Source organism: Thiemannella venezuelensis (genome assembly GCF_014203605.1).
Lineage (GTDB): Bacteria > Actinomycetota > Actinomycetes > Streptosporangiales > Streptosporangiaceae > Planomonospora_A > Planomonospora_A venezuelensis.
This window is the reverse complement of the sequence record NZ_JACHJJ010000001.1, coordinates 430,769-451,769: the sequence shown is the minus strand read 5'-3', so window position 1 is coordinate 451,769 and position 21,001 is coordinate 430,769. Positions and strand designations below refer to the sequence as shown.

The 21,001-nt window shown below is 70.6% G+C and carries 23 protein-coding genes; 5 read left to right on the top strand and 18 right to left on the bottom strand.

Annotation, left to right across the window (positions count from 1 at the left end):
• Nucleotides 1–34: 34 nt before the first annotated feature.
• From nuoF to FHS22_RS02270, 10 genes are all read right to left on the bottom strand, one after another.
• Nucleotides 35–1,321, bottom strand: coding sequence for an NADH-quinone oxidoreductase subunit NuoF (gene nuoF / locus FHS22_RS02315; protein WP_184937878.1), 1,287 nt, complete (start codon nt 1,319–1,321; stop codon nt 35–37).
• Nucleotides 1,318–2,100: an NADH-quinone oxidoreductase subunit NuoE gene (gene nuoE, locus FHS22_RS02310; RefSeq protein WP_184937876.1), complete on the bottom strand. Its 783-nt coding sequence runs from the start codon at nt 2,098–2,100 to the stop codon at nt 1,318–1,320. Before nuoE ends, nuoF begins: the two co-directional genes overlap by 4 nt.
• Nucleotides 2,097–3,422, bottom strand: coding sequence for an NADH-quinone oxidoreductase subunit D (locus tag FHS22_RS02305; RefSeq protein ID WP_184937874.1), 1,326 nt, complete (start codon nt 3,420–3,422; stop codon nt 2,097–2,099). Before FHS22_RS02305 ends, nuoE begins: the two co-directional genes overlap by 4 nt.
• On the bottom strand, nt 3,419–4,105 hold the full coding sequence (locus FHS22_RS02300; RefSeq protein ID WP_184937872.1) for an NADH-quinone oxidoreductase subunit C: 687 nt from the start codon (nt 4,103–4,105) through the stop codon (nt 3,419–3,421). Before FHS22_RS02300 ends, FHS22_RS02305 begins: the two co-directional genes overlap by 4 nt.
• Complete coding sequence (locus FHS22_RS02295) at nt 4,102–4,653, bottom strand: NuoB/complex I 20 kDa subunit family protein (RefSeq protein ID WP_184937870.1); 552 nt, start codon at nt 4,651–4,653, stop codon at nt 4,102–4,104. Before FHS22_RS02295 ends, FHS22_RS02300 begins: the two co-directional genes overlap by 4 nt.
• Nucleotides 4,654–4,657: 4 nt before the next feature.
• A complete protein-coding gene (locus FHS22_RS02290) occupies nt 4,658–5,017 on the bottom strand; it encodes an NADH-quinone oxidoreductase subunit A (RefSeq protein WP_031169666.1) in 360 nt (119 codons plus the stop codon).
• A 120-nt stretch (nt 5,018–5,137) separates the two neighbouring features.
• Entirely contained in the window at nt 5,138–6,415 is a 1,278-nt protein-coding gene (locus tag FHS22_RS02285; protein ID WP_184937868.1) for a geranylgeranyl reductase family protein, read from the bottom strand.
• Between the two features lie 252 nt (nt 6,416–6,667).
• Complete coding sequence (locus FHS22_RS02280) at nt 6,668–6,874, bottom strand: DUF397 domain-containing protein (protein ID WP_338047557.1); 207 nt, start codon at nt 6,872–6,874, stop codon at nt 6,668–6,670.
• 171 nt (nt 6,875–7,045) lie between these two features.
• A complete protein-coding gene (locus tag FHS22_RS02275) occupies nt 7,046–7,255 on the bottom strand; it encodes a DUF397 domain-containing protein (protein ID WP_184937864.1) in 210 nt (69 codons plus the stop codon).
• Nucleotides 7,256–7,321: 66 nt separating this feature from the next.
• On the bottom strand, nt 7,322–8,197 hold the full coding sequence (locus FHS22_RS02270) for a helix-turn-helix domain-containing protein (RefSeq protein WP_184937862.1): 876 nt from the start codon (nt 8,195–8,197) through the stop codon (nt 7,322–7,324).
• Between the two features lie 360 nt (nt 8,198–8,557).
• On the opposite strand from FHS22_RS02270, the gene FHS22_RS02265 reads away from it, so the two are divergent.
• Nucleotides 8,558–8,836: a hypothetical protein gene (locus FHS22_RS02265; RefSeq protein WP_221473087.1), complete on the top strand. Its 279-nt coding sequence runs from the start codon at nt 8,558–8,560 to the stop codon at nt 8,834–8,836.
• A complete protein-coding gene (locus FHS22_RS02260; protein WP_184937858.1) occupies nt 8,829–9,338 on the top strand; it encodes a hypothetical protein in 510 nt (169 codons plus the stop codon). The genes FHS22_RS02265 and FHS22_RS02260 overlap by 8 nt, the downstream gene beginning before the upstream one ends.
• A 172-nt stretch (nt 9,339–9,510) precedes the next feature.
• On the opposite strand, the gene FHS22_RS02255 is transcribed toward FHS22_RS02260, so the two are convergent.
• Entirely contained in the window at nt 9,511–10,239 is a 729-nt protein-coding gene (locus FHS22_RS02255; protein ID WP_184937856.1) for a demethylmenaquinone methyltransferase, read from the bottom strand.
• A gap of 78 nt (nt 10,240–10,317) precedes the next feature.
• Between FHS22_RS02255 and FHS22_RS02250 the strand changes: the two genes are divergently transcribed.
• Nucleotides 10,318–11,571 carry a hypothetical protein gene (locus tag FHS22_RS02250; RefSeq protein ID WP_260407571.1) on the top strand — a complete coding sequence of 418 codons (1,254 nt, stop codon included), beginning with the start codon at nt 10,318–10,320 and terminating at the stop codon, nt 11,569–11,571.
• On the opposite strand, the gene FHS22_RS02245 is transcribed toward FHS22_RS02250, so the two are convergent.
• Complete coding sequence (locus FHS22_RS02245; protein ID WP_184937854.1) at nt 11,572–11,769, bottom strand: DUF4229 domain-containing protein; 198 nt, start codon at nt 11,767–11,769, stop codon at nt 11,572–11,574.
• Nucleotides 11,770–12,028: 259 nt separating this feature from the next.
• On the opposite strand from FHS22_RS02245, the gene FHS22_RS02240 reads away from it, so the two are divergent.
• The gene (locus FHS22_RS02240) at nt 12,029–12,268 is read left to right on the top strand and encodes a BldC family transcriptional regulator (protein ID WP_012887349.1); all 240 of its coding nucleotides are present in this window, start codon (nt 12,029–12,031) and stop codon (nt 12,266–12,268) included.
• Between the two features lie 127 nt (nt 12,269–12,395).
• Here the strand turns inward: FHS22_RS02240 and FHS22_RS02235 are convergent, their stop codons facing one another.
• On the bottom strand, nt 12,396–12,635 hold the full coding sequence (locus tag FHS22_RS02235; RefSeq protein ID WP_184937852.1) for a hypothetical protein: 240 nt from the start codon (nt 12,633–12,635) through the stop codon (nt 12,396–12,398).
• Nucleotides 12,636–12,645: 10 nt separating this feature from the next.
• Nucleotides 12,646–13,476: a hypothetical protein gene (locus FHS22_RS02230; protein ID WP_184937850.1), complete on the bottom strand. Its 831-nt coding sequence runs from the start codon at nt 13,474–13,476 to the stop codon at nt 12,646–12,648.
• A 140-nt stretch (nt 13,477–13,616) separates the two neighbouring features.
• Between FHS22_RS02230 and FHS22_RS02225 the strand changes: the two genes are divergently transcribed.
• Nucleotides 13,617–13,922 carry a PLD nuclease N-terminal domain-containing protein gene (locus FHS22_RS02225; RefSeq protein ID WP_377295955.1) on the top strand — a complete coding sequence of 102 codons (306 nt, stop codon included), beginning with the start codon at nt 13,617–13,619 and terminating at the stop codon, nt 13,920–13,922.
• Nucleotides 13,923–14,019: 97 nt separating this feature from the next.
• Here FHS22_RS02225 and FHS22_RS02220 read toward each other — a convergent pair whose 3' ends face one another.
• From FHS22_RS02220 to FHS22_RS02205, 4 genes are all read right to left on the bottom strand, one after another.
• Entirely contained in the window at nt 14,020–17,574 is a 3,555-nt protein-coding gene (locus FHS22_RS02220; RefSeq protein ID WP_184937846.1) for a WD40 repeat domain-containing serine/threonine protein kinase, read from the bottom strand.
• Between the two features lie 84 nt (nt 17,575–17,658).
• The gene (gene ccsB, locus FHS22_RS02215; RefSeq protein ID WP_184937844.1) at nt 17,659–18,672 is read right to left on the bottom strand and encodes a c-type cytochrome biogenesis protein CcsB; all 1,014 of its coding nucleotides are present in this window, start codon (nt 18,670–18,672) and stop codon (nt 17,659–17,661) included.
• Nucleotides 18,662–20,218 (bottom strand): cytochrome c biogenesis protein ResB, encoded by a 1,557-nt coding sequence (gene resB / locus FHS22_RS02210; protein ID WP_184937842.1) that lies wholly within the window; start codon nt 20,216–20,218, stop codon nt 18,662–18,664. The genes ccsB and resB overlap by 11 nt, the downstream gene beginning before the upstream one ends.
• Nucleotides 20,218–20,952 (bottom strand): cytochrome c biogenesis CcdA family protein, encoded by a 735-nt coding sequence (locus FHS22_RS02205; protein ID WP_184937841.1) that lies wholly within the window; start codon nt 20,950–20,952, stop codon nt 20,218–20,220. The genes resB and FHS22_RS02205 overlap by 1 nt, the downstream gene beginning before the upstream one ends.
• Between the last annotated feature and the right edge of the window lie 49 nt (nt 20,953–21,001).

The window sequence follows — 21,001 nt, the reverse complement described above, 5'->3', positions numbered from 1 at the left end:
ACCGAAACGGTGCTCTGCTCGCCGGCTCTCGCGATCACTTGGCCCCCCACACCGTGGACGGGGCGTGATCGAACGGGCAGCCGCCGATCTCGAAGTGCTTGAGGTACTCGTCGCGGAAGTACTTCACCGACGAGTGGATGGGGCTGGTGGCGCCGTCGCCCAGGGCGCAGAAGGAGCGGCCCAGGATGTTGTCGGCGATGTCGGTGATCGTGGTCAGGTCCTCCTCGGTGCCCTGACCCTTCTCCAGCCTCTTGAGCACCTGCTTGAGCCAGTAGGTGCCCTCCCGGCAGGGGGTGCACTTGCCGCAGGACTCGTGCGCGTAGAACTCGGTCCAGCGCATCACCGCGCGGACCACGCAGGTCGTCTCGTCGAAGATCTGCAGGGCCCGGGTGCCGAGCATGGACCCCTTGGCGCCGACCGACTCGAAGTCGAGCGGCACGTCCAGGTGCTCCTCGGTGAAGATCGGGGTGCTCGACCCGCCGGGGGTCCAGAACTTCAGCCGGTGGCCCTTGCGGATGCCGCCCGCCATGTCGAGGAGCTCGCGCAGCGTGATGCCCAGCGGGGCCTCGTACTGGCCGGGGCGGGTGACGTGGCCGGAGAGCGAGAAGATGCCGAACCCGGCCGACTTCTCGGTGCCCATGCCCGCGAACCACTCGGCGCCGTTGGCGATGATCGAGGGAACACTCGCGACCGACTCGACGTTGTTGATCACAGTGGGGCAGGCGTAGAGGCCCGCCACCGCCGGGAACGGAGGCTTGAGACGAGGCTGGCCGCGGTACCCCTCCAGCGAGTCGAGGAGAGCCGTCTCCTCGCCGCAGATGTAGGCGCCCGCGCCCGCGTGCACGACCAGCTCCAGGTCGTATCCGGTGCCGAAGACGTCCTTGCCGAGGTAGCCGGCCTCGTAGGCCTCGCGCACGGCCGCGTGCAGACGGCGGATGACGTGCAGGACCTCGCCGCGCACGTAGATGAAGGCCTGGTTCGCCCGGATGGCGTAGGACGTGATGATCACGCCCTCCACCAGCGAGTGCGGGTTGGCCATCATCAGCGGGATGTCCTTGCACGTGCCGGGCTCGGACTCGTCGGCGTTGACGACCAGGTAGTGCGGCTTGCCGTCGCCCTGGGGGATGAAGCCCCACTTCATGCCGGTGGGGAAGCCCGCGCCGCCGCGGCCGCGCAGTCCGGAGTCCTTGACCGCCTGGATGACGGCGTCGGGGTCCATCCTCAGCGCCTTCTTCGCGGCGGCGTACTCCCCGTAGCCGTTCAGGGTGAAGGAGTCGGGCCGGTCCCAGTTCGCGGTGAGGACCGGGGTGAGAGTCGTCATGCCTCAGGGGCCTTCCATCCGTTGGCCTTGGCGACCTTGAGCCCTTCCAGGGAGGCGCCGGCCGCCGCGGGGCCGTCGCCGGCCAGGTCGTCGGGCAGACCGGAGAGCACCCGGGAGGCCTCCTTGAAGGTGGCCAGCTTCTTCGGGCCGCGGGTCGGCGAGACGTCCTTGCCGTCCCGCAGGTCGTCGACGAGCTGCTTGGCCGACGCCGGGGTCTGGTTGTCGAAGAACTCCCAGTTGACCATCATCACGGGGGCGAAGTCGCAGGCGGCGTTGCACTCCAGCCGCTCCAGCGAGATCCTGCCGTCCGCGGTCGCCTCGTCGTGGCCGACACCGACGTGCTCGGAGAGCTCGTCCCAGATCTGGTCGCCGCCCATGACCGCGCAGAGCGTGTTGATGCAGACGCCGACGTGGTAGTCGCCCATCGGCTTGCGCTTGTACATCGTGTAGAACGTGGCCACGCCCACGACCTCGGCCTTGGTCAGGCCGAGCATCTCGGCGCAGAACTCCTGGCCGCGGTCGGAGACGTAGCCGTCCTCCGACTGCACCAGGTGCAGCAGGGGCAGCAGGGCCGACCGCGGCCTCGGGTAGCGGCCGATGATCTCCTTGGCGTCCCGCTCCAGACGCTCGCGGGTCTCCGGTGAGTAACCGGCACCCGCGGTCGTGCGTCCCTCCTCGCCCGGGCTCACCTTCGCGACCCCCTTCTCAGCGGGGTCCAAGGTCGCGCTCCCCTCGTGGCTCGCGAAGCTCGCCGCACTCTTCTCCGGCTCGCCGCTCATCGGTCCACACCTCCCATAACGGGGTCGATCGAGGCCACCGCCGAGATGACGTCGGCGACCATGCCGCCCTCGCACGTCGCCGGTACGGCCTGCAGGTTCGTGAACGACGGGTCACGGAAGTGCACCCGGTACGGCTTGGTGCCGCCGTCGCTGACCACGTGGGCGCCGAGCTCGCCGCGCGGGGACTCCACGCTCGCGAAGGCCTGTCCCGCCGGGACCCGGAAGCCCTCGGTCACCAGCTTGAAGTGGTGGATCAGCGCCTCCATCGAGGTGCCCATGATGTGCGCGATGTGGTCGGGCGAGTTGCCGAAGCCGTCGGGGCCGAGCGCGAGCTGGGCGGGCCAGCCGATCTTCTTGTCGTCCACCATCACGCGGCCGCCCTTGAGCGGGCCGGAGAGCCGGTCGAGAGCCTGCTCAATGATCTTGAGCGACTCCTCCATCTCGGCCACCCGGACGAGGTAGCGGCCGTAGACGTCGGCGGTCCTCTCGGTCGGCACGTCGAACTCGTAGGTCTCGTACCCGCAGTAGGGCTGCGACTTGCGCAGGTCCCAGGGCAGGCCCGCGGCCCGCAGCATCGGGCCGGTGACGCCCAGCGCCATGCAGCCGGTGAGGTCGAGGTAGGCGACGTCCTTGGTCCGGGCCAGGTAGACCGGGTTGGCGTCGAGCAGCTTGCGCATGTCCTTGATGCGCTCCGGCATGACCTTCAGCAGCTCGGCGACCTTGTCCACGGCGCCGGCCGGCAGGTCGACGGAGACGCCGCCGGGCCGGATGTAGGCCATGTTCATCCGCAGGCCGGTGATGTACTCCATCACGTCGAGCACCATCTCGCGCTCGCGGGACCCGAAGAGGAACGGCGTGGTCGCGCCCAGCTCCATGCCGAAGGTGCCGATGGCCACCATGTGCGAGGAGATGCGGGTGAGCTCCATCGTCAGCACCCGGATGGCCTGGGCCCGCTCCGGGATCTGCTCGGTGATGCCCAGCAGCCTCTCGATCGCCATGCAGTAGGCGGTCTCGTTGAAGATCGGCGAGAGGTAGTCCATCCGGGTGACCAGCGTGGTCCCCTGGGTCCAGGTCCGGTACTCGCAGGTCTTCTCGATGCCGGTGTGCAGGTAGCCGATGACCGTGCGGGCCTCGGTGACCGTCTCGCCGTCCAGGTTCAGGATCAGGCGGAGCACGCCGTGCGTGGACGGGTGCTGCGGACCCATGTTGACGACGAGCTGCTCGTCCTGCTGGCCGCTCAGCGTGCCGACCAGCTCGGTCCAGTCGTTGCCCGAGACGGTGTAGACCCTGCCTTCGGCCGTCTCCTCGTAGGGGGCGCTCACTTGTACGACCTCCTCTGGTCCGGCGGGGGAATCTCAGCGCCGCGGTACTCGACCGGGATGCCGCCGAGCGGATAGTCCTTGCGCTGCGGGTGGCCGTCCCAGTCGTCCGGCATCATGATCCGGGTCAGCGCCGGGTGACCGTCGAAGATGATCCCGAAGAAGTCCCAGGTCTCCCGCTCGTGCCAGTCGTGCGTCGGGTAGATCGAGACGCTGGACGGGATGTGCCGGTCACCGTCGGGGCAGGAGGCCTCGACGCGCAGCCGCCGGTTGTGCGTGATCGAGCAGAGGTGGTACACCGCGTGCAGCTCCTCCCCCTCCAGGTGGGGGTAGTGCACGCCGGAGACGCCCAGGGAGAGCTCGAAGCGGAGCGCGGGGTCGTCGCGCAGGTGCTGCAGGACGTCCAGCAGGCGCTCGCGCCTGACGTGGAAGGTCAGCTCGCCGCGGTCCACGACCACGCGCTCGACCGCGTCGGCGAGGTCCCCGCCGAGGGCGCGCTCCAGCTCGTCCGCGATCGCGTCGAAGTAGCCGCCGTAGGGGCGGGGCGTGGACAGCCGGGGCGCCCGCCGTACGACCAGGCCGCCGTAGCCGGAGGTGTCACCGGAGTCCTGGGCGCCGAACATGCCCAGGCGGGCGACCGGCTCCTGCGGTACCTCGGGAAGGTTGTCGGTCTCGCCGCTGCTCATTTGGCGTTCCCCTGGTCGATCAGCGGCAGCGTCCGGAGCGCCTGCAGTTCGAGCTCGTCGATCTGCTTGGCGCGGTGCGCGCCGAACTTCATGTTCTGGATCTTGTCGTGCAGCTTGACGATCGAGTCGATGAGCATCTCGGGCCGCGGCGGGCAGCCGGGCAGGTAGATGTCGACCGGGACGACGTGGTCCACGCCCTGCACGATCGCGTAGTTGTTGAACATGCCCCCGCTGGAGGCGCACACGCCCATGGCGATGACCCACTTGGGTTCGGCCATCTGGTCGTAGATCTGGCGCAGGACCGGGGCCATCTTCTGGGAGAGCCGGCCCGCGACGATCATCAGGTCGGCCTGGCGCGGGGAGGCCGAGGCGCGCTCCATGCCGAAGCGCGCCAGGTCGTGCTTGGGACCGCCGGTCGACATCAGCTCGATCGCGCAGCAGGCCAGGCCGAAGGTCGCCGGCCAGACCGAGTTCTTTCGCGCCCAGCCGGCCACCTGCTCGACCGTGCTCAGCAGGAAGCCGCTCGGGAGTTTCTCTTCAAGTCCCATAGTCCTAATCCCAGTCCAGGCCCTTGCGGCGCCACACGTACGCGTAGGCCACGAGCACGGTGACGATGAACAGCACCATCTCGACCAGCCCGAACATCCCGAGCTGGTCGAAGGCGACCGCCCACGGGTAGAGGAAGATGATCTCGATGTCGAACACGATGAAGAGCATCGCGGTGATCATGTACTTCAGCGGGAAGCGCCCGCCGCCGACCGGCTGGGGCGTGGGCTCGATGCCGCATTCGTAGGCGTCGAGTTTCGCGCGGTTCCAGCGCCTGGGTCCGGTGAAGGGGGCGATCGTCACCGAGAAGATCGCGAATCCCGCCGCGAGAACGGCGAGCACCAGGATGGGTGCGTACAGCTCCATCGCTACGCCTCCTCTCCCATCTCCACGCGCGCCGGCGCGCAGCTCGTCACAGTGGTGTGTTTCACAAGTCTAGGCAGGGCGATCATCTCGGCTCGCTCCGGGTTTGCATGTTTTGTGAGGTCATGCCGGTGGCGCGACCTTCGACAGAGCGTTGATGATCCTGTCGGACGCGTCGCCTCGCCGGTCGGTGAGATTAGCAAGGAGCTTGAGCGCGAACCGCATCAGCCGGGGATGGGGCAGCGCGTGACGGGTGGCGAAGTTCATCACCCCGCGCCTCCCGATGAGCTCCACGAAGCCCCGGCCGAGCGTGAAGTAGCCGCCGTAGGCGTCCTTGAGGATCTGCGGGTACGCCCGCAGCACCCGCTCGCGCTGGGCGGCCGTGGTCCTGCCCAGCGCCTGGACGATGGTCTCGGCCGCGATCTGGCCGGTCTCCATCGCGTAGGCGATTCCCTCCCCGTTGAACGGGTTGATCATGCCGCCCGCGTCGCCGACCAGCACCAGGCCCCGCGTGTAGTGCGGCTGGCGGTTGAAGGCCATCGGCAGCGCGGCACCCCGGATCGGGGTCGTCATGTTCTCCTCGGTGTAACCCCACTCCGGAGGCATGTTCTTGACCCAACGTTTGAGCAGGTCACGGTAGTCCATACCCTTGAAGGACTCGCTGGTGTTCAGCAGTCCCAGGCCCACGTTGGAGGTGCCGTCCCCGACCCCGAAGATCCAGCCGTAGCCGGGCAGCAACTGGTCGCCGTCCCACAGCTCCAGCCACGTCTCCAGGTAGTCGTCGTCGTGGCGCGGGCTGGTGAAGTAGGTCCGCACGGCGACGCCCATCGGGCGGTCCTCGCGCTTGTGCAGCCCCATCGCCAGGGAGATCCGGGTGGAGTTGCCGTCGGCGGCGACCACGAGCCGGGAGCGGTACGTCACCGGCTCGCCGTCCTTCCTCGCGGTGACGCCCACGATGTGCCCGCTGCGCTCGTCGAGGACCGGGCCGGTGACGTTGACGCCCTGCAGCAGGCGGACCCCGCCGCGCACGGCGTTGCCCGCCAGGATCTCGTCGAAGTCCTGGCGGGTGCGGACCAGGCCGAAGTCGGGGTAGCTGGACAGCTCCGGCCAGTCGAGCTCGAAGCGCATCCCTCCGCCGACGACGCGCAGGCCCTTGTTCCTGACCCAGCCGGGGGCGTCGATGTCGATCCCCATCGCGATGAGCTGCTTGACCGCCCGGGGGGTCAGCCCGTCGCCGCAGACCTTCTCGCGGGGGAATGTGGTCTTCTCGAGCAGCAGGACGTCGAGTCCGGCCTGGGCGAGGTGAAAAGCGGTCGTCGATCCGGCGGGCCCGGCGCCGACGACGATGACGTCGGCGTCAGCCTCAGCGGGACTCCGCCGCGGGGCGGCTGGCACGGTCACGGGACCTGTCCTGTCCTACATGCTTTGACGGCCTCGGGGTAAGGGGCCTTTCGTTCCTTTGTGAAGGTCTTCACAAACTTGTCGGGCGGCAGTCTAACGCCTTCCGGGGGCCCGATGTCAGGCGGGATCAACGATCACTTGCATCCCCGGTCCCGCTCCTCGGCTCCGGCCCCTTCGCCGCTGCCCCGCCCGGGCACACGAAAACCCCCGCGCGCCGCCGTACGGCCCGCGGGGGTTCATGATCGATAAGCCTCAGACGTCGAACTCGCCGTTCCGCACCCCCGCCAGGAACGCCCGCCACTCACCCTGCGTGAACGTCAGCATGAGACCGGAAGGATCCTTAGAGTCGCGGACAAACACGGACCCACCTGCCGGGCGGGCAACCTCCACACACTCGTTGCTGAGGTTGCTCAAAGTGCTCTTCACCCAGGAGACGCCATCAGGATCGTTCAGAGTCACACGGGTCTCCACAGGCACATATCTCATTCCGATGAAGGTTCTCGAGCGAGGAACCTTGCCATTGAGTCATGAGCATGTTACCTGGTAAGCAAGATCGAAAATGAAGCATCGACACTCAAACGTTACAGCAACGTTGTTAGATCAACGTTTAAAGAAGGCGCACCTTCACCCTTAGACGCTGAAGACGTTACCCTTCTTCACTGTTTCGATGAATTTGCCCCACTCCTTGGCACCAAAGACCAAAATTGTCCCTTTTGGGTCTTTTGAGTCTCGGATCGCGACACGTCCATCCGCGGTCCTACCGGTCTCGACGCACTCGTTGGCGAGGGCGCTGAGGCTGCTCTTGCGCCATACGATCTTGGGAGAGGTCACCGCCTCCATCACCACATCCTTACCTCGGGCAGGTTAGAGATACCCCGGGTGTAAGGTCGCAATTCGCCCCTTGTCCTAAGTTGTTCGGCGTAGGGCGTCCGTTATCAAGCGCAGCGACTGCTCCTTCGAGAAGGCTTCGGAGGCCATGTGGCGGAAAGCTCGGTCGAAGGAGTAGGTCGTCACCTCGTCTTCCTCAAAGGTCGCATCCATGGCGTTCTCCAGATAGACGATGTCGTCATGCAGTCTTCCCAATCGCTCTCTCTCGGAGAACTTCAGCAGGACGAAGCTCGGAAGCATCAAGGAGTGGTCTATGCCGAGCGGCTGGATGCGGATCACGACATGGGGGCGGGCGGCCACTTCCATGACGTGGCGCAACTGGCGCTGCATGACCTCTGCCGTGCTGAACCGGCGATGCAGGACTGATTCGTCGATCAGCGCAGTGAAGTGCAGCGGATCAGGGCCATCGAGCAGGCGCTGACGCCGCATCCGGACCTGTACGCGACGTGCGGCCTCACCGGGTGAGGGAGCATTGACGGACTTCGCCGTTCCCATCGTCGCCTGGGCGTAATCGGGAATCTGGAGCAGGCCGGGGAAGACGAGAGTCTGACATGTCAGCATTGATGCAGCGCCCGCCTCCAAACCGATGTAGGTGGAGTAGGAGTCGGACAGTACGTCTGCGTAGTCTTCCCACCATGCCCGCTCCTCCGATTCGCGGGACAACTCCAGGAGCAGATCACGCCATTCCCCGGACACCCCGTAATGGGAGGCCAACGCGGCGACGTCGTCCTTCTGTGCGCCGACCTGGGCGTTCTCGATCCGGGAGATCTTGGAGGTTGACCAGCCGAGGGCTTTGGCCACCTGGCCGCCGGTGAGATGGGCATCCTCGCGGAGTCGGCGCAACTCTGCGGCGAGTCGGCGCCGGCTGACGGTGGGGCTGACCTCGCGCGCCACTCAGCTCTCCTCACGAACCGTCATCAAGTGGTACCCGTACGGCAGAGCTCACAACCCTCACTTACAGGGTTGAAACAACTTCCGTCGGGCATCCCTGAAGTAATCCCCGCGGGAATTGCATCGAACATCCCGGAGGCACACCCTCACAGTAGTACCCCGGACCGACACAAGAGGTGCACGTGGCCAAGAGGGGCAGGAAATCTCCGGCCGAGACGGCGGCACGCTCCTCACGCGGCCGGGATCCCCCGCCACGCCGTTCAACGGCCATCCATGCGAACGGGCGGATGGCTGCGACCCATCCGCCCGGAAGTCCCGCAGCCCCCTCATCTCATCAGCGACGGGAACGAGGAGCCGTAGAACATGTCCAACACTAATCCATCACCACGACCCCGCAAGGGGTTGCGAGAACGCGCCGTCGAGGCGGCCGACCGGCGGATCTGGGGCGACGACGACCGGTTCGCCGAGCGGAACGGCTGGCGGGCCACCAGGGCGAGCCTCTTCGTCAGGCGGTACCGGGACCCCCGCTTCGACCGGCTCGCCCTGGACCCGGACGCCGGACGGGAGGAGATCCCGGTCGCGGCGGAAGACGGGATTCCGGCCGGGGGCGGTCTGCGGCTCGCGGGCGGGTTCCGTGGTTAGCGGCCCGCCCGTCCGGCCGGGGCACCGCCGCTACCCGCCGATCCCCCCGGCGCGGGGCCCGCTGGTCTGGGTCGGGCGGATCATCCGCTGGCGCATCGAGATCATCGCGACCGCGGGCGGCCTCTCCCTGCTCTCGCTGCTGCCCGACCGGCCCGCCTGGATCCCCGTCTACCTGCTGCCGCTCGTCGCCGCGATCGGCTGCCCGCAGGCACGGCGGGCGGCGGGAGGGCAGTTCCGGGGGCTGGCCGTCAGGCACCGCTTCCAGGGATTGTGCCTGAAGAGCCCGCTCCGGACCCCGCGGGGATGGCTGCCGCTGGTGCTCGGCACGGTCCCGCACCGCGACGGCCGTACGGAGATGTATCTGTGGTGCAGGACGGGGATGAGCCTCGAACTCTTCGTGGACCACATCCCCGAGATCAGGGTCGCCTGCTTCGCCCCCGTGGTGACCGTCCGCCCCCACGACCGCTGGGGGCACGTCCTCGTCGTCGAGCTCCGGCGGTAGCCGCAGGAGGAGACCCGGGGCAACGGCGCCTCGGGTCGGGCCGGCGGGCGTGTCCGACGTATATACCGGACCCCGCGCCTCCCTCCCCGCTTCCCGGAGCCGCCCGGACCGGGGCCCGGCCCCGGGACCCTCCCGAGCGGACCCGCGGCGGCCCGCCCGGGGCCGGAGAGTCTCAGGCCCCCGGCTTGTAACCGCGGTGCAGGGCGACGATGCCGAGCGAGAGGTTGCGCCAGGCGACCTTCTGCCAGCCCGCCCGCTGGATGATCCGCGCGAACGCCTCCTGGTCCGGCCAGGACCTGATCGACTCCGCGAGGTACTCGTAGGAGTCGGGGTTGGAGCTGACCGTCCGGGCCACGACCGGCAGCATCCGCATCAGGTACTGCGTGTAGACGACGTCGAAGGACCTGATCGTCGGACGGGAGAACTCGCAGACCACCAGCCGGGCGCCGGGCCTGGCCACGCGGAGCATCTCGCGCAGCGCCTGCTCGGTGTCGTTGACGTTGCGGATCGCGAAGGAGATCGTCACCGCGTCGAAGCTGTCGTCGGCGAACGGCAGGCGCAGCGCGTCCCCCGCGATGAAGGTGACCCCGCGCACCCCGCCGCCGGACAGGCCCGACCCGCCGCGCCGCTCGACGCCGGTGCGGAGCATCCCCAGGGAGAAGTCGGAGGCGATGGCCCGGGCGCCGAGCGAGGTGAAGGCATCGGTCGAGGTGCCGGTGCCCGCGCCCAGGTCGAGCACGAGCTCGCCGGGGCCGGCGTCGACCGCGGCCGCCGTGGCCTTGCGCCAGAACCGGTCCTGCCCCAGGGAGAGGACGTCGTTCATCAGGTCGTAGCGCCGGGCCGTGCGATCGAACATCGAGGCGACCTCGTGCGGTTGCTTGTCCAGCGAAGCGCGCGTCATGAGGACAAGCCTAGAGCCGGCCGGACAATCCACGGAAAGTAGCGATGCGACTACCAAGAGTCTGCTAGAACTTGGCGAATGTTTGCCAGAACCGTCCCCGCGCTGGCCGCGGCTCTGCTCCTGGCGACCCCCGGCGGCACCGCCGCCGCCGGGACCGTCGCGCACAGCGGAGTCGTCTCGGCCGACCCGGTGGACACCACCCCCCACGTGCTCGACGGGATCGTCAACGCCATCGCCCTGGTGGGCGGCGCGGTCGTCGTCGGCGGCTCGTTCAGTGAAGTGAGCGACGCCGGAAGCTCCACCGTCCTGATGCGCGACAACATATTCGCCTACGACCTGGCCACCGGGCGGATCCTCCGGGACTTCGCGCCGGAGCTCAACGGCCCCGTCCAGGCCCTCGCCGCGGGCACCGGCGGCACCGTCTACGCGGGCGGCGCGTTCACCGCGGTCGAGGGTGCCGCCGTGCACAAGGTGGCCCGCCTCCGGCTCTCCGACGGCGCCCCGGTGACCGCCTTCGGCGCCCACGCGTTCGGCGGCTCGGTCACCAGCCTGGTCCGGTACGGCTCCCAGCTCTACCTCGGCGGTGACTTCACCCATGTCGGACGGGTCTCCCGTACGGCTCTCGCCCGCGTCGACGCCACCACCGGCGCCGTCGACCCGGCCTTCACGATCAAGCCGGGATCCCCGAGGAGCGCCCGGGTCAGGGTGTACGCGATGGCGCTCAGCAGGGGGCGGCTGGCGGTGGACGGCAACTTCACCACCCTCGACGGGCTCTCCCGCCCCCAGCTCGGCCTCATCGACGTGAGCGCCTCGCGCGCGCGGGTCGCCGGCTGGCGGACGGACGCGTACGCCGCGGACTGCATGCCCGCCTTCCCCAGCTACGTCAGGGGCCTGGACTTCGCCCCCGACGGGAGCTACTTCGTGGTGGTCACGAGCGGCGGTCCCGGCGGGCCGCGGAAGATGTGCGACACCGCCGCGCGATTCGAGACCCGCGCCCGGGGCACGGCCCGGCCCACGTGGGTCAACTTCACCGGCGGCGACTCGCTGTACTCGGTCGCGGTGACCGGGAGCGCCGTCTACGTGGGCGGGCACCAGCGCTGGCTGGACAACCCCCGGGGCAGCGACTCGGCGGGCCCGGGCGCGGTGGAGCGGCAGGGGATCGGCGCGATCCATCCGGTCACCGGCCGGGCTCTGCCGTGGAATCCCACCAGGGAGCGCGGAATCGGCGTCAAAGCGTTTCTCGCCCACCCGGGCGGATTACTCGTCGGTAGTGACACAATCCGGCTCGGTCGCGAGTACCATGCCCGGATCGGCATGTTCCCGTTACCGTGATCACTCCCGATTCTTGGCGATTCGCGCGCTCAGCGCGTCGCGCTGCCTGGACAGCAGGACATAGCTGACCACGCCGCTGACGAGGAACGCAGCGACCAGCAGGATGAAGGGTTCACGCAGGCCGAGCAGGTAGAGCACGCCGATGCTCACGGCCAGCAGGCCGAGCCGGGATGCGGTGTAGACGAAAGCGGGATGCACGACATCGAGGCTACGGCACTCTGTCCGCGGCGTGGGCATGACCTGGAGAGGTCGGCTCTTCGCATCTGGCACGAGCGCTGCTAGTGTTCCCAACACATCAGTTACGTAAAGAAACACCCACGAGAGCCTCAAAGAGGCTCTATCATATAACAATCGGGCAGTCAGTCGATAACAACCCGTGATCTTTGATGGAAAGCACGGATAAATCAGGCTTCGCTCGGCACACTGGTTACCTGTCCGCCCGCTGGCAGGAAGCGGGATGCGAGGGGGAGAGATTGTGGAGAGTAGCAGCGAGCGTCTGCTGACACCTGGAGAGGTTGCCGCCCTCTTCCGGGTCGACCCAAAGACGGTTACGCGCTGGGCCGCGGCAGGCCGCATCAGCAGCATCCGTACCCCCGGAGGGCACCGGCGTTTCCGCGAGTCGGAAGTGCACGCCCTTCTGCGCGGTGAGGACGTCCTGACGGCCGAACGGCCGGCGGGCGAGTCTCCCCGCGTGTGACGGCTCACGACGTCGCACCACCGGTGATCCTGCGTGCCTTACCCGGAAGCCGCAGGGTCACCGTGGAGTCATCCGGCGTCCCCCGACGCCCTGTCCGGCTCCGGCCGTGCTCCCCGCCGGAGCGGTCCTAGCCGTCCCGTTCGGCCTTGAACGCCAGGAACTCCCGTTCCAGCTCGTCGTTGTCCTCGCGCCACCTGCGGCGCCGCTCGGCCAGTTCCTCCTCCGTGAGCGCCTCGGGCAGCCAGCGGTCGTAGTCCGGATCCCCCGGAGAGACCTCCACGTACGCGTTGCCGATCAGACGCCCGTCATCGCTGGACAGGCTCTGCGGCACGCGCAGGGTCCCGTCAGCGAGCCGGATGACGTACATCCCAGATCACCTAGATTCCGTAGCGCCGGTTGAAGAACAGCATGACATCGAGGGCCATCCGCGTGTCACCGCCCAGCATGTCCACCAGGGCGGGGCGCTGCCGGGAGGCGATGGCCGCGAAGGCGTCGGCGAAGAACTCCTTGCGCCCCAGGTTCCCCGGCTGCAGGTGGAAGGACGAGGCCAGGGCGGGGACGCACCGCTCGTAGAGGGCGGCGAACTCCGGGGAGTCGGAGACCCACTCCTCGTGCGGCGCGCTCACGTCGTCCAGGGCATGGCCGATCTCGTGCATCATCACGTCGGGCGTGGGTGAGGGCCTGTCCCCCACCACCACCTTGCGGTCGCCGTACGCCCCCGCGCAGATGTCCCAGGTCGCCCGGCCCGAGGGCAGCGGCGCGCCGCGCAGGTAGCCCATGTCGTCCAGGTCGGGCACACCGCCCGCGCCGACGTAGATGCCGTCGAGCCCCTCCGCCAGCCTGGCCTTCAGCCCTTCGGGCAGCCTCGCCAGGCTCTCCACCGCCCGCACCACCTCGGCGGGGGGCGGGCCCTTGCGCGCGTCCCACTGACGGTGCAGGACGCGCTCCAGCGGCCCGCAGTGACGCAGGCCGTCGCCCAGGTCCGGGACGTCGGGAGGGTTGGGCTGCGCCCGGGGACGGTCGTCCGCGAGTTCGAAGTCGCGCCAGGTGTACTGCGGGCGGTCGGCCGGAGGCGCGGCCACCGCCCGCACCCGCCGCTCCGGCTCGCGGGGAACCTCGCGCGGAGCCTCCCTGACCGTGCCGTCCATCCGCTGGGCCGGCCCCCGCTGCCACCATCGCCGCCGGTGGCGGCCCCTGTCGGTGGTCATCGCGCGCGATCACTCGACTGCGTCATAACGCCCCCTCGGGAAAGCGGCAACGGGTTCCACCGTACGGGGTGGATCTCCGCGCGTCATCCCGAATGGCGGTCCCGGGCGCAGCTGTGCCCGCAATGGCTTACAGTTCGGGCATGTCCGTGCTTCTCGGCCTGGCTCTGCTCGCCTTCTGGCTCTACTGCCTGTTCGACGTCATCACCACGCCGGACGAGGAGGCCAGGAACCTGCCCAAGATTCTCTGGGTGCTCGTCGTGGTGCTCACGTTCTCCGTGGGCGGCCTGTTCTGGCTGCTGCTCGGCCGTCCCCTCGGTCCCCGCGCGCCGCGCGCGGTCTTCCGCGACGGCACCGCCCCGAAACCCCGCCCCGAGGCCCCGAAGGGGCCCGACGACGACCCCGACTTCCTCAAGGACCTCGACCGCCGTCTGCGCGACGAGGACTGATCCGCCGGGCGGGACCCCCGCCCCCTCCGGGCGGAGCCCCTGCCGGAGCACCGGCCGGGCCCCCTGTCGCCGGGCCCGCCTCCGGTGCGCTTCGGGCTCAGCGCCGGACCGCGCACACGTCCCGGTAGGGCAGGCCGGGAAGGTGCGCCCGCCACTCCTCGGACGTCAGCGTCCGCCCGGCCCGCGAGCAGACCGCCGCGGCCGTCTGCTCCGGATCGACCGGGTACCCGATCCTGGTGCCGTCGCGGTCCAGGGTGACGAGCCGGGAGCCGTCCGCCGTGAAGGCCATGCCGACCAGTTCCCCGCTCCCCACGGCGAGCGCCCCGCCCAGCCGTCTGCCGGTGGCGATGTGCCAGAGCCCCACCGTCCGGGGGCCGGACATCACCGCGATCACGTCCCCCGCGGGGGAGAAGGCGACCGACAGCTCCCCGTCCTCCTCGGCGCGGACCCGGATCACCGGCCCCACCCGTTCCCTGCTCCCGGCCTCCCACACCGACAGGCGCCCCGCGGAGTCGACGACGGCGAAACGTGAACCCGTCCGGTCGAAGGTGAGCGCGATCCTGCTCGTGCTGATCGGCGGACCGTACGGCGCGCCGAACGGCCTGCCGGTCGAGACGTCCAGCAGCCTCCGGTCGCCGAAGGTGACCGCCAGGGCCCGGCCGTCCGGGGTGAACACCATGTCGTCGGAGTCCGCCTCCCTCCGGACCCAGCGCTGCCGGCCGGCGGGCAGCTCCCACAGCCGGATCTCGCCGCGCGCCGGCTCGTCGAGGAACCCGCTGATGTGGGCGGCCACCGTGGTCCCGGTGGCGTCCACCGCCACCTCCCCCACGACGAGCTCCTCCCCCGCGGACAGGACGGCGACCCGCCGGAAGGTCGCGGTGTCCCAGACGGTGATCTCACCCGTCGTCCCGGCGTTGACCGCCAGGCGCCTGCCGTCGCCGCTGAAGACCATCGTGGCGTACTCGTCCGCCGTGCCCGCTCCCAGCTCCAGGGTGGCGACGGGGGTGCGCTCGCGTACGTCCAGGAGCCGGACCCGGCTCTCGCCGTACTCCTTGACGGCGGCCAGGCGCCAGTCGGGGCTCAGCACCGCGTCCTCGGGGATTTCCCGCCCCGGGACGCCGGAGCCGGTCACCGGGGAGAGGTCCAGGGCCGTGACGCCGTCCTCGGCGAGATAGCGCAGCGTTCGCCCGTCCGGGTCGAACGCCGTCGAGGGCAGCTCCTGCGCGCCGGTCTTGTGCGTCAGCAGCAGCCGCCGGTCCTCCAGCCGCCAGATCTTGACGGCACCGGTCGCGTCCACCGCCGTCAGGAACCGCCCGTCGGCGCTGAACTGCAGGGGCCCTTCGTCCCCCCTGCCGGGAAGGTGGGCCGTCATCGCTCCGGTGGCCGCGTCGTACAGCTCCACCCGCTCGCCCTTGCCGAGCGCGACGGTCCGGCCGTCCGGGCTGTAGGCGACCGGCGAGGAGCACCGGCAGCCGGCGCCCAGCGGGGTGGTTCGCAGCGTGCCGAGGTCGACGAGCACCGGCCTGCTCTGGAAACCGCCGGTGACGAGGTGGCGCCCGTCGGGGGAGATGTCGGCGTACCCCCCGAGGACGGACGCCGACGTCTCCCGGGCCTCACCGGTCCCGATGTGCAGGACGCCCGACAGCCCCTGGCCGCCGTAGACGGCGACCCGGTCCTCGGAGTGGCCGAAGGAGACACCGAGGTCGAGGTCCGCCTGGCCGGGGTAGGCCCGCACCGGGCCGTACGGCCTGCCGGTCGCCACCTCCCAGCTCCGGATCTCCTCCCTGCCCACCGTGACCAGCAGCCGGCCGCTCGGGCTGAGCACGATCTGGCGCAGGTCGTCGTCCACTCCGGAGAAGCTCGTGATCTGCCTGCCGGTCCGCACGTCCCAGAGGCGGACCCGGCCCTCGCTCGCGCTGGCGAGGACGCGCCCGTCGCGGCTGAGCGCCCGCACCGTCCGCGCCGAGGTGGCCGGGTCCCGGAAGACGGCGGTCTCCCGGCGGGAGAGCGAGCCGGTCAGGGCCGCGCGGGCCTCGACCACGTCCGGATCCAGCCGCCAGGCGGCTACGCTCAGCAGCATCGCCCGCACCGGGTCCGACGCCCGCAGCGACTCGGCCGCGGCCGCCAGTTGGCGGGCCAGGGCCTCATCGCGCTGGGCCGCGATGGTGACGGCGCGCTCGTCGGCCATCCTGCTCTGCCGTACGGCGATCACCCCCGCCACCAGGGCCGCCACCAGCAGGACCGCCAGCGCCGACAGGACCAGGCGGTCGCGGCGGGCGCGGCGCCGGGCGAGGGCGGCCCCGGCCTCCAGGAAGTCGCGCTCGACCGCGCTGAGCGTGATATTGCGGCGTCCGGCGGCCGCCCAGGTCATCGCCGTCTCCAGGCTGCCGCCCTGGAACAGGTCGCCGTCCCGGCGGCCCTGCTCGTGCCAGCGCCACGCCGCGGCGAGGATCTCCCGGTGCGCCACCAGGCCGTCCCAGTTGGCCCGCACCCACTGGCGCAGCCGGGGCCAGGCCAGCGGGAGCGCCGGCCGCGAGAGCCACACCTCCCGGTCGCTCCGGGAGACCAGGTAGGCGAAGGTCTCCAGCAGCCGCCGGACGGCGTCCGCCTGCTCCTCCCCCCGCCCGTCGAGGAGTTCGGCCCACTGCGCCCGCCGGGGGACCTGCCGGCCGTCGTCGGTCACCGCCACCAGCCGGAGGAACACCTCGGGGGCCAGGTCCCGCTCGGCCGGTCCCAGAGCGGCGTAGCAGTCCTCGGCGAGGGTGCCCAGCGCGGGATCGGCCGCGTCCGCCTGGATCCCGGCGCCGACGCCGCTGCCCACCGCGAGCAGGCGGGCGGTGTCGAGCCTGCCGTCCTGGCTGGTCAGCGCGAGGAGAAGCTCCCTGGCCGACGGCCTGGCGTGCGGGTCCTTGGCGAGCGCGGCGGCGACCAGCGGGCGCAGCGCCTCGGGCAGCGCGTCCAGCGGCGGCTCGGTCGAGAGCACCCGGTGCATCACCGCGCCCAGCGTCTCGGCCTGGAACGGGTCCGTCCCCGTCGCGGCGAAGACCATGATCCCGCCCCAGGCGAACACGTCGGCCGCCGGTCCCGCCCGCTTCCCCGTGAACACCTCGGGGGCCATGTAGGTCGGGGTGCCGGCCACCATCCCGGTCGCGGTGAGCGACATGTCCGCCGTCCTGGCCACCCCGAAGTCGATCACCCGCGGGCCGTCCGGGCCGAGCAGCACGTTGTCCGGCTTCAGGTCGCGGTGGATCACCTCCGCGTCGTGGATCGCCGTCAGCGCCGTGGCGATCGCCGTCGCCAGCCGGTGCAGGTCGCCGCCGCCGAACCGGCGCCCCTCGCTCACGGCCCTGCGCAGGCTGGGGCCCTCCACGTACTCGGAGACGATGTACGGCCGGGAGCCGCCCAGGTCGACGTCGAGCACGGCCGCCGTGCAGAACGAGGCGACCTTCCGCGCGGCGGTCGCCTCGCGGCCGAACCTCTGGCGCAGCTCGGCGTCGGTGCCGGCGTCCCCGTGCAGCACCTTGATCGCCACCCGGGTGCCCCCGGGGTCGTACGCCTCGTAGACCACCCCCTGGCCGCCCGCGCCCAGCCGCCCCGCCAGCCAGTAGCCGCCCAGCCGCTGCGGATCCCCGTCGATCAGCCCCGTGCTCATCCGCCCTCCGTTCACCGGAGGGTTTGACGAGCCGATCGGCGGAGTGGTTCGCCGGATTCTCCCCGGCGGGAGGGGAGGTCCGGGTTAGTCGGGGAGCTCGGCGTAGGAGTGCAGGCCCTCGAAGAAGATGTTCACGCCGATGAGGTTGAACAGCAGGCTGGCGAAGGCGACGAGCTGCACGGCCGTCGCCGCCCTGCCCTTCCAGCCGGCGGTGGCGCGGGCGTGCAGGTAGCCGGCGTAGACGATCCAGGTGATGAACGCCCAGATCTCCTTGGGGTCCCAGCCCCAGTAGCGGCCCCACGCCTTGTCGGCCCAGAGCGCACCGGCGATCACGGCGAAGGTCCAGATCGGGAAGCCGATCACGATGGCCCGGTGCGCGACCCGCTCCAGTTCCTGCCGGGTCGGCAGGTGGTCTGCGGCGTCGTGCCTGATCAGGTAGATGACGCCGCAGGCCCCCGCGACGATGAACAGGCCGCTGGCGATGATGGCCGCCGAGACGTGGATCGCGATCCAGTAGGAGTTCAGCGCGACCATCGCGGGCCCGGCCGCCACGTGCAGGGAGTGCACGGCGTAGCCGATCCCGAGCCCCGCGGCGGCCGAGACGAAGGCGCCCAGGAACCGGACCGGGTAGCGCAGCTGCATCAGCAGGAACGCGCCCATGGCCGCCAGGCACATCGCCACCACGAACTCGTACATGTTGCCCCAGGGCCACCGGCCGGTCGCCAGGCCCCGGGTGAGGACGGAGCCCAGGTTCACCGCGAAGCCCAGCCAGGCCAGCACGGTCGCGGCCGTTCCGGCCCGCATCACCCAGGAGGGCGGGGCCTTCTCCGCGCCGCCGTCCCCGGCGGCCTCCGCGGGCGTGCCGGATCCGCTCCCGCCGGGAGCCGCGGCCGCACCGGCCTCCGCGGAGGCCGCCGTGCCGGCGCCGACCGCGGCGAGCGCGGGCTCGGCCGCCGCCTTCGCCGGGGATCCGGACCGGGTCCGGCCGAAGGCGAGGTCCAGCGCGTAACCGATCATCGCGATGGCGTAGAGGACCACCGTCACCAGGATGAGCTGGTCGCTCAGCGCGGCGAGACCGGGATCGACCTCAGCGGGCATCCTTCACTCCAGGGTTCGAGCCGTGATTCAGGGCGGCGACGATCTCGGCGAACTCCTCGCCGAAGTCGCCGCCTTCGGTGCGGGTGAGACCGCCCGCCTCCGCTCCGCCGTCCCCGATCCGCACCCACACCCGGCGACGGCGGACGGTCAGGGAGAACACCACGGCCACGGTGGCCAGCCCTGCGGCGATCAGCGCGGGCAGGCGCCCGGGGTCGTGGGAGATCTGCAGGGCGATCCACTCCTTGACGCCGGTGAACTCGATCGAGCCGGCCCCGCCCGGCAGGTCGAGCTTCTCGCCCACGGCCAGCGGCTCGGCCTTCATCGTCAGCGGCCTCAGCTTCTTCAGGACCTCGGCGGGGATCTCGTAGACCGACTGCGGGACGCCGTTGCGCATGCCCAGGTCGCCGGCGAAGGCGCCGTACACCTGGACGGTCGGGTTGGCGGCGCCGGGGAAGACCGAGGTCCACTCCCCGCCCTGGAGCGGGACGGTGGTGGGCAGGAACGCGGCCAGGATGCCGAGCTGCTCCGGCCGGGCGTCCGGGATCTTGATGACGCACTCGGAGGCGAAGGTGGCCGGCTGCACGACCAGGCACGGCACCGCGCCCTCGAAGGCGACCTGGCCGCTGCCGTCGGTGATCCTCAGGGTGGGGGCGTAGCCGTGGTCGATCAGGTAGGTCAGGGTGCCGTTCACGTCGAGCGGCTCGTTGACCTTGAGCGCGTACGTCCGCTCGGGGGCCTCCGGGCTGTCGTGCACCGCGAGCGTCGCCGCGTAGTCGAGCGCCTGGCCGCGCTTCTCGCCCTGGGCGATGTAGGTGGCCTGGAAGTCCTTCAGCGTGAACGAGAACGGCTCCAGCGACTCGGCGCTCACCTGCCGGCCGGGCGTGTAGCGGTCGTAGGCGGCGACGGTGTTGGCGAAGCCGTCGCCCTCCACGACGAGCACGTTTCCGCGGTAGCCGTACAGCGCGCCGATCCCGACCGCGACCAGCACCCCGACCAGCGCGACGTGGAACAGCAGGTTGCCCGTCTCCTTCAGGTAGCCCTTCTCGGCGGCGACCCAGTCCGGCCCGGTGTCGACCCGGAAGCGCAGCCTCCGCAGCCGCCCGGCCGCCTCCTCGACGGTCAGGTCCGCGTCGAGTACGGCGTGCTGGGGCAGCCGGGAGAGGTTGCGCGGCGCGGCGGGCGGCCTCCTGCGCAGCTCGCGCAGGTGGGCCGCGGTGCGCGGGAGCACGCAGCCGATCAGCGAGACGAACAGCAGCAGGTAGATCGCGGCGAACCAGGGCGCCTTGAAGACGTCGAACAGCCAGAACCGGTCCAGCCACTCGGCGAGCTCGGGGCTGTCGGCGTAGTACTGGGCGACCTTGCCGTCGGAGACGCCGCGCTGCGGCCAGACCGATCCCGGGACCGAGGCGAGGGCGAACAGGAAGAGCAGGATCAGCGCGGTCCGCATCGAGGTGAGCGTGCGCCAGAACCAGCGCGCCCAGCCCACGGCGCCCAGCTTCGCGGGCCGGGGTCCGGCCGTCTTCGTCTCGGTATCGGTGGCAGTCATCAGATCACCGGCTGGAATCCGCCGATCCACCCCTGCATCGTCACGACGAGGTCCGTCCAGAGACCCGTGACGAGCAGCAGGCCGACGGCGACCAGCATGGCCCCGCCCACCCGGGTGATCAGCTGCGAGTGGCGGCGGAGCGCCTTGAACGTGTGCAGTGCCCGGCGGTAGGCCAGTCCGGCGACCACGAACGGCAGGCCGAGGCCGAGCGCGTAGGCGAAGGCGAGGACCGCGCCGCGCCCGGCGCTGCCCTCGTTGAGGCCGAGGGTGAGCACCACCGCGAGCGTCGGCCCGATGCACGGGGTCCAGCCGAGGCCGAACACCACCCCGAGCAGCGGCGCCCCGGCCAGTCCCGCCGCCGGGAGGCGGTGGATGCGGACGTCGCGCTGCAGGCCGGGCACGAAGCCCATGAAGGCCAGCCCGAGCAGGATCGTCAGCGCGCCGAGCACCCGGGTGATGACGTCGGCGTTGCCGAGCAGGGCCGAGCCGAGCCCGCCGAACAGGGCCCCGGTCGCCACGAACACCGCGGCGAAGCCGAGGACGAACAGCACCATGCCCAGCGTCATGCGGCCCCGACGCGGGTCGGCGCTCATCCCGGTGACGTAGGACAGGTATCCGGGGACCAGCGGCAGCACGCACGGCGACAGGAAGGAGACCAGCCCGGCGGCGACCGCGATCGGCAGCGCGAGGGCGAGGGAGCCGCTCGCCACCGTGCCCGCCAGGTCGGCGTTCACCGCGGGGGCTCCGGCCGCCGCGTCCCCGCCCGGCGCCGCGGGGACGGTT